A 13,544-nucleotide genomic window follows, 5' to 3' on the forward strand; every position below is an offset into this window, starting at 1 on the left:
ATGGCACTCCGGGTCGCTCACCGCGGTCGATGTCGTCTTGTTTGATCCACTTGGACAGCGTGACGGGATGGAGGCCGATGTCGTCGGCGTTCTGTTTCGGAGGTTTCCCTGCTCGGGTCAGCCCGATCGCGGGGCCTCGGAATTCGGCCGGATACCGGCGTGGCATCACGATCGGCGTTTCGTACAGGAGGTCAAATAGTCACCAAATCTGGAACCCAAACCGTTGGTCAGGTCGGGTGTCACCCATTTGTGCAGCAGCCCCACGCTAACGTGCGACCAGCATGATACGTCTCATCCAAGAGTTCTGATTCTAGCTCGAACGGGAGCGGGAATCGCGAGCTGCGCAAACGCACATGGGCATGCATCAGTCTGATAGAACTCGGGTCACGCGGTAGCGTCTGTTCGAAGGGGGAGGACTTGTGACAGATCGCCTGTATCAGAACCTAGTCGAGTCAGTGAAGTCTGGCGCGGCGATGATCGTTGTAGGCACTGGCGTCTCGATCGGTGCTACGGGAGATTACCCTACTGCGTCGTGGCGAGGGCTACTTCGTTCTGGTCTCACGTGTGCCAGAGATATTGACCCGAGTCTATCCGAGGAATGGGCTCAGAGGGTTCGAGGTGAGATCGACGCAGACGACCTAGACGATCTCCTTTCCGCTGCAGAGAAGATCAGCCGCAAGCTCGGCGCGCCGTCGGGTGGTGAGTTTCGTCGCTGGCTGAGGGAGTCCTATGAGAATGTGCCGGTCACTGATTGTGCCGCGCCAGAGGCGATTGCGGCATTGAATCTGCCGATTCTGACCACCAATTACGATGATGTGCTGCAAAGCGTCGTTGAGGGTTCGCCCGTTACATGGCAGCAGCCTGAGGCTCTACAGCGCGTACTGCGGGGTGACGACCGGTCGGTTGGATACCTGCATGGGCACTATAAAACTCCAGAGTCAGTAGTCCTAGGAATTCGCAGCTACGAAGCCGTACTGAATGCGCCAGCAATTCAAGCTCTTCAGCGTGCGATATCGACGATGACGACTCTTATCTTCGTCGGTATGGGGAGTGGACTCGACGATCCGAACTGGTCAGCGCTTTTCGACTTCGTCAATGCTTCAATTCCAAATAGCGATTACCGTCATTACAGGCTTTGTTTAAAGGGCGACGTTCGGAAACTCAGCGAAAAGCATCGGGATTCACCTCTATGCCCCCTGAGCTTCGGTGAAGAAAACACCGACCTTGGAATTTTCCTTCAAGAACTCGGGGAAGTCAGCGAACGAGCTTCCGCGATCCGGGCGAAATCAGAGATGTCTGAGCGTGGGCTGGGTAAACGGAGTACCCGGTACCTGTGGGACCAGACAGGATCGAGCGCCCAACACCCCTGCGCTGTTCCAACATGGGTCGGCGCTGTCTGCACTATGGACAACACTATCCGCCTACTGGATAGAGGTGTTCAGGGCAGCCTCTTCGCGGTCGATGAGGGATCGTTGGGCGAGGGCGCTGCATCGGTGCGGATCTCTCCGGACGGTACGGCCGTCGGCACTGTCCACCACGGGCAGCTGTTGGTCAACTGGCTGAGTCAGTCGGGAACGATCGACGCGTGGGCGCCGCTGGATGTCAACGAATTCTCCAGCTCACCCAACGCCGCCCGGCTGCTTGCGGTGGAGAGGAAAGGCTCCCGATCGGTATTATGCCTGGTGAGCGAAGCTTCATCAACGTACATTGTACGGGTCTGGCCGTCTGGCGCCAATCGAGATCGTGCGGAGTTTGTGCGGGAGGTCTGCCAGGAACCGTCCAGCGCGGGAGTCCTCTGGAACGAGAAGGCGGTTCTCGTCTGCCCAGACGAGAACGGCAGGCGCACGACGCGCTTCTTTCCAGAGCTCTCCGACATCACTGCGATCGATGCCGCATTTCTCAATCACTCATTATTCGTGGCTGCCCTGGGTCTCGACAACAAGGAAGCGGTGGCCATTCACCTAAATGGTCGGAGGACGGACGCGGAGCTCCCAGACAGCGCGACCGCCGTGGGCTTGGTGCACGGAACACCCGGCCGGCTTAGCCAACCGTCACTTGCTGTTCTGAATACGAATGGCCTGCGCTGCTATAGCGTCAAGGTGGCTGAAGAATGGACCACGACTGGATGGCTTTGACGCCATCATTTGAGGTGCAGGCATTGTCGGGCGTAGTCGTAGACTCTCGCCGCCGCACACGACCGAGACGGTGGTATCTGGGACCGAGGTGGGGGATTGACTGACAGGGCGACACTCCTGGCCGAAGTGAGCCGCCGACTCGGCAACAGGCGTCTAGTGTGGGCCGGACTGCGCGGAGACGACATCGAGCCTCTCGCGGACCTGCCCCAACTGCACGGCGCCTTCGCGATCGTCGGGTCGTACAGCCATCGGATCGCGGTGACGTCCCTCGCCTACGAGGACATCACAGGCGTTCGGATTGATCCCGAAGTGTGGGACATCGACGATCACCTCGGCGCAGAGGCCACGAATGAGTTCCGCCGGACGTTGCTGTCTGCTCTGAATTCCGAAAGCGCACTGCTGCCGTACCGACCGTCGAGTTTCCTCTCGGCGATACACTTCGCCCGCCAGGACCGGTGCCTCCATCTCGGCCTGTTCGCCGCGCACCAGTCCGCGTTCGAGCACAAGCCTTGGGTGGAGAGCGCCGTGCGCAGCCTGGGTTTACCACGCATCCCGTGGACGTACATCGCCGACGAAGAGCAGCTCAGCGCTCGCGACCTGACGTCGCGGGGTCCTGTCGTGCTAAGGCGTAGCCGGACCTCAGGGGGCGAGGGATTTGCTCGTGTGAACTCGCTTGATGAATTGCTTGCCGACTGGCCACGCGTCGATGAGTCATTTGTCGCTGTTGCTCCGTATCTGGACGGGGCGATTCCCCTCAACATCGGCGCGACCGTATGGGCCGATGGCGTCACGCTGCATCATCCTTCGGTCCAGTTGATCGGGCTCGAGTCCTGCGTCACCCGCGACTTCGGCTATTGCGGCAACGACTTCGGACTGGTACGGGACCTGGACCGTCAGGTCATCATGCAGATTGAGACATCGGCGATCCAGATCGGAGAGTGGCTTCGCCGTCATGGTTATCTAGGAAGTTTCGGAATCGATTTCCTGCTGCACCAAGGTCAGTTGCTGTTCACCGAGATCAATCCGAGGTTCCAGGGGTCAACACATGCGTCGTGCCGACTCAACATCGAGGACGGCGAGTCGTGCTTGTTGCTTGAACACGTCGCCGCGTGGCTCGGAATCCCCTGCCCCCCTCAGATTCCCTTGATGGAGAGGGTCGCATGCACCACGAATTTCGCCAATGTGGTCGTGCACTGGATCGGCTCGAGCGGTGCGCAAGTGGATGCGCGATCCTTGCTGGAGAGGGTTCGCGCGGTCGAACCGCGAGTTCATGCCGACGTCGTGGCGCCAAGGGAGGTCCGCAACGAGCGCGGATCGGCTGTGGCCCGGCTGGCGTTGCGCCGCCGTGTCACCCGGACAGGCTTCGATCTCGACAAACTGCTGGACGACGTCATACGCGGGTGGCAGGCTTCCACCAAAGAATCCTTGACCGAAGGACGGGCGCAATGGGTTTCCGAATAAAGCGGGAGGCGAAGCAGGAGGTCTACTTCCCGTACCCAAACGGGTGGGACACCTACCTCCAAGTCCGTGGAGACGCACCACCCCATGATCATTCGTTATGCCGGGTTCTCAACAAGAACACCGCAAGTCTCCGTGAGCTGGCAACGGCGTCTGCAAAGCGCCGCGAAGAAGAGATCAGAGAGCAGCTAGCGCAGGCAAGAGCTGCACACAGGGACATCACCAACCTGAAAGAACTCCTTGACCAGAGGAAGGAAGAGTACACAGAGCTACTAAAGCGAGCTGCCTTCCCGTGGATCACTCCAGTAGTCGGCACGGGATGCCTGAGCGCCTCCGATGATTTAGGCGGGCTGGATGTGGCCAAAGTTCCTGGCCAGCTGGCACGGATCGCCGAGTCCTGGGGTTCGGTGTTTCCCGGCGGCGACAACGCCAATGAACTAATTTTTTCCTTCACATCGAATCTTGTCATGTCCAGGACGCCCCAAGTGCACACCATCCCCACTGCCGAGGATGTCCCAGGCGCAGCAGATCTCACGTCGAACAAGTCCGTTGCAGCCAAATCGGCGCTGGTAGCAGCCCTGCTAACCCGGCTTTTTCACCGGATTGCGGCTCTGACTGTACGTCAGGTCGGGGAGCGGTATCAGCAGGCACGCCTCACTAGTGATCATCAGGAGTACAACAATATTCAGGAGCAACTTGTCCAACCTCTGCTGGCGAACCTCTCCGATTTTGCCGATCTCACCAAGAGGCCCCACGCGTTGGGCTTCCTAAGGGCATATGTCAACGACTTGTCACTGCAGCTGAGGAGAGATGGCGGAGCCGTGCGCGTCGCCGACGCTCAATTGCTCACCGAGGTCACCTGGCATCTAATGACACGGGGTACTGAGCGCTACGTCGGCTGGAGCGACCTGATCCTGCTCATCGGTATGGCGTCGCAAGAGTATCAGCGGGATCGCCAGTTTCCATTTCTGACCGATCTCAGTGATCCAAAAGGTTTGGTGCAGTGGTTGATTGACGGTCTGGACAACACTACTGGCGAGTCGTGGCAATCGCGGGTCGGCGAGGGCGGCGATACCAGCGATCGCGAGGAGTTCTACAACAGCGTCGCAGACCTCATCGTCGAGCAGGCCAGACTTGGCGGCAAATTCAACAAGTCTGGCCCCGAATACAGGTACCTACCCGCGGTTGCATATGTGACGTCATTCGACCTTGAACTCGAGATGGCGCTGCACGCGCGCAACGAGTCCTTCGTGCTGGTGGCTCCGTTTGAGGTATGGCATGGCACGGGTACAGGACGCCGGTCGTCGCTGGTCTGGTTCTACCGGGTAGTCGCGGCGCCCGCCTGTGCAGCGCAGCCGTCACTGACCGGCTTGAGAGAAGGCGTCCACTGGAACCTTCTCACTGAACAGGCGTTCGGTCGCCGTAGTTCGCCGATTAGTGGATTGCCAGTAGTCGTGAGGTTGACCGGCTGTCCGCTGGTCCAACCGCCAGTGGCTCGAGGTGACGAAGAGCTGGAACGCGAGCTGGAGGCGGCAAACCTCCCTACGGCCAAAGCCGACTTCGAAATCGGTCACGCCACACTGCTTGTCGAACATATCGGGCTGCATCACTGGGCTACCGAAGCACGCGAGGCCGTCCGGCTACCGAGAGAGCTTGTAGGCCATCGTGGTAAGCCAGACGGCTCGACCGACAACATGGACCGACGCTTTTGGATGCTGCTTGGTGTTCAGATAGCAGACGACGCGGTTCGCCACCGCGTCGGCTCCTTGGTCGCCGCCGAATCGATCAGAGGTTTGATCCAGGATGCGGAGTCGGAGACACCGCAAACCGGAGTTGTGGTCAACCTCAGATCAGAGCCCGCACAACGCGATATCTTCCAATGGCAGGGGCTCGATGTAGTAGCCGACGACCACACCGCCGTCGTGAATGCGCTCCGGCACTATATTCAGCACTTGAAAGATCCGTCGACTCGGCCCGGCTTGGATGAAACATGTGCTATCGGTCCGAACGACACACTGCGCGAGGAGCGCCGATGCTGACTCCGCCTGCGGTCTGGAAGACTAGCCCCACCCTGCTCGGGGCTTGGCGCAGCGAGCTGGAACGAATCGACTACTGCCCGTGGGTGGGGCCGCGTCCGTACCGGGACCTCGAGCATCCCTACGCGCTGATAGGCCGCGACGACGAAGCTTGGGAAATCGCGCAGTGCGTCCGCGATCACGCGGTGACGGTGCTGACTGGGGCGTCAGGGGTTGGGAAGACGTCGGCACTGTACGCCGCCGTGCGGCCACAGCTGGAGAGTTGGGGTTATGAGGTGATGCAGTGCACGAACTGGAATCCGCCCCAGGACTTCGACGCCGGGACCCTGATCGCTACGCAAGCTGCGCATGACCTCCCACCGGAGGTGCGCCTCGGGGACGGGGAACCATCGTTCATCGAGCAGCTTGACCGCTACTATCCCGATAAGGCGGTTATCATTCTCGATCAATTCGAGGAACTCATCAGGTATCGACCTCTCGCATATCGCAAGGTGCTCCAATGGATTCAGGATACCGCTGAGTCGTCACGCGTTCGAATCGTCGTATCCTTGCGGATCGAATACGAACACGAGTTAATGGGGCCTGGTGGTTTGAATATTCGCCCCTTTGCTATGACACGCTATGAGCTGGCGGCGATCACAGACCCCGGCGTGATCGAGGAAATCATCGGGAGCGGTGAGATGCCTTCGGGCGAGCCCGCGGCCTCCTCTAGCGCCGTCGAAACACTCGTGGAGGTCTGGTCAAACACGGTCGACAAGTCTGGTTGGTCGGAAGTGGGTCTGCTGCACCTTCAGGCCACGCTGTTCACCCTGTGGCACGCAGCCAATGCGGCACGGCGACAGTCAGATTGGCGCCGAGTCGAGAACGCGGATGTGTGCGATTTGATCGGTCGATCGAGTGAAGCTGACACGACAAGGGTCTACTCGAAAAAGGTGAAGCCGTTCGAGTTTAGTCTCGCCAAGTCAGTGGAGGTGAAGCTGGACCACTGCAGGGTGGCATGTGCGCAATCTGCGGTCGATTCCTCCCTGGCCACCCGCGCTCGTGAGTTCGTCGCTGCTATGTCTGGACATCTGTCCAGCGGTGGTTACAAGATCAGCCTGAACCGCGATGAGTTGGCGGAACGGGTTATCAATACGGTGGCACCGCCCGGAGTGGAATTGGCCAAGGCGATGCTTGCTTCGAAAGTCGACTATGCGGCGGAAGTGCGGCATCCTCAAGATATTCCGAGTGAGCTAGACTGGCTGGCTGTTCGGCGATCAGAACTTCTGGGTGGTGGTGGCTCGCTTTCAAGCACATGGCCTTGGGAGCTGGATCCCGAGGACCTTAGCGGTGGCCCAGTACTCGGTCTGCGCCCCATTGACAGCTACCTCGAAGAATTGCGAAGCTTTCACTTCGCTCTGGAATGGCTGCGTACGTGTGTGCTGGTACGGGTGACGAGTACCGAACCCGGCAAGGTGATGGTGAGTCTCAACCACGACCGTTTTGGGGAGGGGTTGGCTCGGTGGAAGCACGACGTGGCGACCGGTTCCGAAGAAGCCATCGCGCGTGTCTCGGCCGTCCGAGGCACAACTCTTGATTGGTCGGCGGAGAACACGCCCACCCCCGAGGTGATTGCCAATGTGCGGTGGGTGGACTGCATGATCACCCGAGCGTTCAAGACCACGACGTTTGTGAATTGCGATTTCCGGGGCTCAACATTTCGCGAGTGCCGGTTCGAAGGCGTGTCGTTTGTAAACTGCGTTCTCGACGACGTGGAGTTTGTCGACTGCTGGATCATCGGGCGGCCACGTGCGCTACCCGAAGGGCTGACCAAAGAGCAGAAGGAGAAGCGCCCCGCGTTCTTGGTGCCCGCCCCGGCGGTAGTGCCGATATTGAACCGGTACCGAGAATCGATAGAGGCCGGCTCAAGCATAGAGCTATTTTCTGAGACGGCCGGGGTCGCGGCGGTGCCCGCGCCGAAGTCGAGCAAGAACGCCCGCCTAGTCCCTTTTGAGCCACAGTCGGGCGGGGTGACGATGTTCGGTGGACGCCTGAGTTCGTTAAAGATGCGGGCGTGTGAGTTCCCGGATAACGGGCTGCTGTCACTGCGCCATGTCGCCGGCACGTCGGTGGAGCTCGCCGAGCAGACCCAGGCGCGCGTAGAAGTGTTCGCTGCCGCCCTGCGCGGGCTCACTATCACCTTGCCAATCGCGAAACTGTCAACCTCTCAGACTGTGAACGAGGGGTCCGACTCCATGGGTGAGAACGACCAAGACAAGCGGGGAGAGGACAGCAACAATGCTGAATTCCCATTTACCTTGTGGCTGCGTGATTCCCGGATCATCAACGTGTGGATCGGACCTGACATCCGGGGAACCGCAGAATTCTTTGACTGCCGGATTTGGCAGCTTTTCAACGGGTCGGACTACTTTATGGTCACTTTGCCTGAGTCGCCCGTCATGGGAGCTGTCAACGTCGACGCGTCCCAGGATCTGATTCCGTTCCCGCCCAGATTGTTCCCAGGCGCGCAGGACAACTTGGAGGGCATTCGTGGCGAGGTCGTGAAGGCGAGTCTGGATATAGACTATCGGAGCCAGCCCGCCAAGTACGAACTCACGGGTGACCTGGATGAGGACTGACGTGATGAGACCTGAGTCGCTGTACGAGCAGGTTAGTGACCTTTTCGCGGCTGACGACGAGGGCGCCTTACGTGCTGCGGTTGCCTTGGCTGATTCGCAGTATTCGGCGATGCATGCGCGGGCGGCTTCGCCGCATGATGCCGAGACATCGCGTATCGTGTCGCTGGCGACGGCTAAACTCGGGGACTACGGCGGTGCGGCGAAATGGCGGGCGCGCGCACTGAGTCGGTTCGTCTTGACCGGCTGGGTCGAGGGAGTCGCCGTGCTCCTGATCGGCAGTGCGTTCGTGGAACTTGGCCGGGAAAACGCCGACTATCCGGCCGGACAATTCCTCGATGCAATCAAGCCGTCCAACGCTGCTCTGGCCATACTGGACGATGTCGACATCCTGAGTGCGGGCACAGAATCGGGAATCAATATCAGCCGGAACTCACCGTCGCCAGCCCTCATCGCTCGGCTGCTGCAGGAGAAGAGGGGCTTCCTACTGCTTCTGCAAGGTGACTTCGGTGCGGCACGAACGGCGTACGAACGGGCTCTTGAGGCCGGGGCATCAAGCCTTCGTGGGCGCATCAAAGTCAGCCTCGGTATGGCACTACTACACTATGTCGACGCGCGAAAGGCGGGCGGCCGCGGGGGCAGCGGGCCTACAGCAGCGCTTGTTGCCGAGGCCGAAGAAACGGGGGAGATGAACTTGACTGATCTCATCAACGTGGGCCGCTTCAACATCGCGCAGATGGTGGCTAGTTCCATGCATCTTAAGCCCTACGAAGTTCTCTGATCGAGCAAGTACTCAAGCAGCGCCATCCGCATGTACAGCGCATCGTCGCTTTGCTGAAAGACACGCATCCTGGGGTTCTGGAAAGCGTCAGGCTCGATCTCGTCGACGACCGGAAGCGGGGACAACACGACCGCCGAGGGTTTGAGTGCGGCGAGTTTGTCCGATGTGATGCGCAGCCGGGTCCGGCCGGCTTCGTCAAGCGCTCGGTGCGGGATTCCAGCCACGTAGAGCACATCAGCATCCTCTAGCTGCGTGAGCGTGCGATGCTCGCTCACCCGGGCGAGTGCTGGTGGCACGACAACTCCGGTCTCGAGCGGCGGCTCGGTCACGAGCAAGAGCTTGCGCGGGGCCTCGCGAGCGAGCAATCTTAAAAAGCTTCGTACACAGCGCATTCGGAGATCGCCGCACACCGCCAGCACGAGTTCGTGCGCTGGCCGTTCAAGTGTGCGCAGCGCGAACAGGTCAATCAAGGCCTGGGTCGGATGCTCGGCACGGGGTCCCCGGTCTCCTCCACTGACCAGTGGGACCGCAAGACCAGGTGGCCGGGCGAGTTCGTCGCTGACTCTGGCCACGATGAGGTCAACGTAACCCCCGACCGTCCGCAGCGTGTCGTGCACCGACTCGGGCATGGACAACGTGCTGTGGCGCTGCTCGACTACCTCGACGGCGGTGGTGCCCAAGCGTGCTGCTGCAGCCGCGAAGCCGACCCGGGTCCGCAGAGAGGTTTCCAGGAAGACCAGGCCGATGATTGCGCCGGCTCGGAAATCAGCTGCGACGCGCCGGGTACGCTGGTGCTCCGCTCGGTCCAAGAGCCAGGTCACAGCGCTATCGGACAGATCGTCGATCGACCGCACAAACACTAGCGGTCACCGATCATTCTGGGCCGCTGATAACGGTAGCGCGGCGTCCCGTCAACTCCCGTCGCGAAGCTCAGTGTGTTGTGGCTGCATGGTGGGCAGTCGGGCCCGAGTGCCACGCCGTATGCCCTAGCGATGTCGCGCGCCCGCAGGTAGGCAGTGAGCATGAGGTCGGCACCGGGGGGGGCCAGATCGGCCAGAGGTGTCGCCGGGTCGGGTCGAAACGGGCTGAGAACTGGAGTCCCGCCGCGTTGCGCGATCGCGCGAACCCCTGCCAGAGTGTCCTCAAGTGGCTCCAACCCGACCACGAGCATCGAACGTGCGCGGCCAACTCCTAGCTCCCGGCTGGCGTGTTCGATGAAATCTAGGTAGAGGTCCAGGCCCTGGTTGTACTTCTGGCGTGCGTACTTGCGTGCGCGTTCGCGGTTGAACAACTCGATGTTGACCGATAGCTCATTGAGTCCGAGTTTGGATAGCTTGTCGAGATTGAGAAATCCGGGCAGCGGCACCATCATGATGTCGAGCGGCACGCTAGGGAGCTCAGTCAGGACGCGTTCATATAGCTCAAACATCCAGCCAATATCTTTGGGCTTAGGTGTGCCGCCGGAGATGAGCAGATGCTGCGCGGGCTGCAGCGGATCGGTGAGCGCGCTGTGTGTGGCCGAGAGCATTGCGTCGACTGATTTCAGCGTGTAGACGTCGATGGGGTCGTCGTAGGGGAGGTTGCAGAAGGTGCAGGTCATCGCGCAACTACGGATCGGTGAGAGTCGGCCCCGATCACCATGGGTCACAATGAAGTTGTTCAGTGGCCCCGACGCTCCAGTTGTCCCGTGGTAGGAGGGCTGGGGCCAAAACAACGCCGTGCTGCTGAGCCCATTGCCGTAAACGACGAACCCATCGTCGTAGCCGAGTCGGTACGGGGTCTGTGACACAAAGTTGGCGTTGTATAGTTCGATCGGTGCGTTGACCCAGACGTCGTCTTCGAGTTCGAGGATGATTCCCGATGTGGACGCGTAGTCGTGTGGAGACAAGGAGCGGTCGCCATTCAGCTCGGAAAGTGCGACGACGGCCGATTCGCAGAGCGCCAGACCCCGGTCGAGCAGGGCGAACTTAAGTAGCTGAGCCTGCGTGAGTTCCTCGGACATGCGGCTTCCGCCCTCGTTGTCGACTTTCTCCCGCGCGCCGGCGAGTGGTAACCCAGTTTACCCAGTGGGGGTGGCGGGGCCCATCGGCGGGCGGGGGGCGGTCTAGAATCAGCGACACGACGTTGCGAGGGACGGCTACACGTGACACAAATTGTCGGGCACACAGTTACAGACCTGATCCTCGCGCGCCGCAGCGTCCGTGAGGGATTCCTCGGGAAGCCGATAGCGGTCGAAGATCTAGAGTTGATAGTGCGGTGCGGGCTGTCAGCCCCATCGTCGAAGAACGCCCAACCCTGGCGTCTGCACGTGGTTGGGAACAATCGCCCGCTGAGGGTGATCGCCGAGGCCGTGCGCGGAGCTGACGGCGCTGACAACTATGTGCCGCATGACCCGCGCACCGGCATACCCTATCCACGCTATGTGTCCACTGTGGCGGAGTCGGCTGCGGTCATAACGGAGGCTGCCGGTGCGATATTCATCGAGAACCGCGGTGTGTTCAGCGGTGGGCGTGACCAATTGGCGCGAGCCACACCGGATGCGCTGCGGGCCTCGATCACCGGCTATGGACTGGAGCTCGTCGGGCTGGGAACAGCTGTCGAGAACATGTGGCTGGCGGCAAATGCGCTCGGTCTGGCAGCAGCATTCATTGGCGACGTGGCGGTAGCGGAGGAGACGATTGCGCAGCACCTGAAGTTAGCCGGTGATCTGGTGGGTGTGTTGGCACTAGGCTATGCGCGGGGGGCGCCTGTCACTCCGCAGCCTCCACGTGCTGAAGGGCTGGTGGTGTGGCACTGAGCAACCTAGGTGTCTGTGCGGCCGTGGTGTCGCTCGGTCGGCAATGACACGTAGCTGATGTGCCCCGGGTTCGGCGGTGTCGCCATACTTGGTTTCAGGCCACGGGTTGGGCGGATTGATGTAGCAGTTCGAACTCTATCGGAGTGCGCATGCCCAAGGCGGAGTGCCGCCGTTGGCGGTTGTGAAAGATCTCAAGGTAGTCGAAGATCGCATTGGCCAGCTCGACGCGCGTCTTCCACCGCTTGCGGTTCAGAAGCTCGGTTTGCATTCTGCCCCAGAAGGCTTCGATCATCGCGTTGTCGTAACAGTCTCCGATAGAGCCCATCGACGGGACCAGCCCGGAGCGCTTGGCGCGGTCGGTGAAGGCCCAGGAGGTGAATTGCCGCGCCGTGATCGCTGTGAACAACGATGCCGGCCTGCGGATCGCGATTGGCGATCGCCATCGACAGCGCGTTGGTGACCAGTGCAGCGGTCTGGCTGGAGTCGATCGGTCACCCCACGACTCGCCGGGAGAACGTATCGAGGACTACCGCGCAGTACACCTTGCCCTCATAGGTGCGGTGCTCGGTGATGTCGGTGACCCACAGACGATTCGGCGCCTCCCTGGTGAACATCCGCTCTACCAGATCAGTCGCCGTCGGGGTCTCGTGCCGGCACCGAGGCCGCCGGTTGCCCGGCAGGCCCTTGATGCCCGCGCGGGCCATCAGCAGTTCGACCTGATTGTGCCCGACGGCAAGGCCGAGCCCCAGCGTGAGCTCAGCATGCACCCGCCGGCACCCGTAAGTGCCTCGCGAGGCGATGTGAACAGCCCGGATCTGCTCGGTCAGCCAAGCGTGACGCACTGCTCGCGTCGAAGGTGGTCGCGACCGCCATTCGTAGTAGCCCGACTCGGCCACCGACAGCAATCGACAGGCGGTCTGCACGGGCAGCCCCTCTGCGGCCATAGTGGCTATGGCCGCGTACCGCCTTTTGGGTCGTGCGGCTCCCGCAGCAGTTCACGAGCCCTCTTCAGGATCGCAACCTCGGTCTCGAGTTCCCGAATGCGCTTGTTGGCCGCGGCAAGCTCGGCCTGCTCGGCGCGGTTGAGACCTGGTAGCTGCCCGGTGTCGATCAGTTCCTGCTTGCGCCAGCCGTAGATGGTCTGGTCGCTGATACCCAGATCGGCAGCGATCTGAGCGATCGGGCGGCTGGCAGCCACCAGGTCGAGCACCTTGCGGCGGAATTCTTCGGGGTAACGCTTCGGCACGGACACGGCTCCTTCAACGGACGTCGTGACCCAAAGTCAAGCAAACTGACTCCGCACAACCCGGGGCACATCAGAGTCTCCGGACATGCCGGGGCGGTTCAGCCCTGGATTCGAGGTTGGGTGATGGCACCAGCTTTCTCAGGTGGGAAACCCAGCTCATCTCCACAATCTCCGAACTCGCCGGGAAATGTGCTGGGGACAGCATCGTTGGTCCTGGCGAGTATCGCATTCCTCTCGGCGGTTCTAATGCCTTGGTCCGCTAATACAGTTCTGCATCAGTCAGGGGAGTGCCCGGCGGAGGCATCCCCGTCGGGCGTCTGCGAAGTATGGTTCTTCACGGTCATAACGGTCCCGGCGGCCCTTCTCCTCGGAATCGGCGCCTTGGCCATGGCGGCTCGTGCCCATTCACTCGTTAGGAGTGGAGAGGCCAACAACGGCTTTGTAGTGGCCGCTGCGGGAATTCGTGGACTCGGCGC

Annotated in this window: 9 protein-coding genes and 1 pseudogene; 6 read left to right on the forward strand and 4 right to left on the reverse strand. The window is 61.0% G+C overall.

All coding sequences use genetic code 11. The annotated features are described in order from the left end of the window. On the reverse strand, window positions 1-166 hold a 166-nt coding region (locus ACXAID_RS23135; protein WP_475024533.1), incomplete at its 3' end, for a transposase. Between the two features lie 253 nt (window positions 167-419). Between ACXAID_RS23135 and ACXAID_RS23140 the strand changes: the two genes are divergently transcribed. The 5 genes from ACXAID_RS23140 to ACXAID_RS23160 all read left to right on the forward strand — a co-directional run bounded on the left by ACXAID_RS23140 (window position 420) and on the right by ACXAID_RS23160 (window position 9,025). Next, window positions 420-2,135: an SIR2 family protein gene (locus ACXAID_RS23140; protein WP_475024525.1), complete on the forward strand. Its 1,716-nt coding sequence runs from the start codon at window positions 420-422 to the stop codon at window positions 2,133-2,135. Between the two features lie 96 nt (window positions 2,136-2,231). Next, window positions 2,232-3,596, forward strand: coding sequence for an ATP-grasp domain-containing protein (locus ACXAID_RS23145; RefSeq protein WP_475024526.1), 1,365 nt, complete (start codon window positions 2,232-2,234; stop codon window positions 3,594-3,596). Next, complete coding sequence (locus ACXAID_RS23150) at window positions 3,581-5,632, forward strand: hypothetical protein (protein ID WP_475024527.1); 2,052 nt, start codon at window positions 3,581-3,583, stop codon at window positions 5,630-5,632. Before ACXAID_RS23145 ends, ACXAID_RS23150 begins: the two co-directional genes overlap by 16 nt. After that, window positions 5,626-8,247, forward strand: coding sequence for an nSTAND1 domain-containing NTPase (locus ACXAID_RS23155; RefSeq protein WP_475024528.1), 2,622 nt, complete (start codon window positions 5,626-5,628; stop codon window positions 8,245-8,247). The genes ACXAID_RS23150 and ACXAID_RS23155 overlap by 7 nt, the downstream gene beginning before the upstream one ends. Next, entirely contained in the window at window positions 8,237-9,025 is a 789-nt protein-coding gene (locus ACXAID_RS23160; RefSeq protein WP_475024529.1) for a hypothetical protein, read from the forward strand. The genes ACXAID_RS23155 and ACXAID_RS23160 overlap by 11 nt, the downstream gene beginning before the upstream one ends. Here the strand turns inward: ACXAID_RS23160 and ACXAID_RS23165 are convergent. Then, window positions 9,010-9,885, reverse strand: coding sequence for an aspartate carbamoyltransferase (locus ACXAID_RS23165; protein WP_475024530.1), 876 nt, complete (start codon window positions 9,883-9,885; stop codon window positions 9,010-9,012). The two genes, ACXAID_RS23160 and ACXAID_RS23165, sit on opposite strands and share 16 nt — an antisense overlap. Next, a complete protein-coding gene (locus ACXAID_RS23170; protein ID WP_475024531.1) occupies window positions 9,885-11,027 on the reverse strand; it encodes a radical SAM protein in 1,143 nt (380 codons plus the stop codon). The genes ACXAID_RS23165 and ACXAID_RS23170 overlap by 1 nt, the downstream gene beginning before the upstream one ends. Window positions 11,028-11,168: 141 nt before the next feature. Here ACXAID_RS23170 and ACXAID_RS23175 point away from each other — a divergent pair, with 141 nt between their 5' ends. Further along, window positions 11,169-11,822, forward strand: a complete 654-nt coding sequence (locus ACXAID_RS23175) for a nitroreductase family protein (protein WP_475024532.1) — start codon at window positions 11,169-11,171, stop codon at window positions 11,820-11,822. Between the two features lie 94 nt (window positions 11,823-11,916). On the opposite strand, the pseudogene ACXAID_RS23180 reads toward ACXAID_RS23175, so the two are convergent. Beyond that, window positions 11,917-13,068 (reverse strand): annotated as a pseudogene (locus ACXAID_RS23180) (IS3 family transposase). Window positions 13,069-13,544 lie beyond the last annotated feature (476 nt).

It is taken from the genome of Mycobacterium sp. ABE4_509, assembly GCF_056160785.1.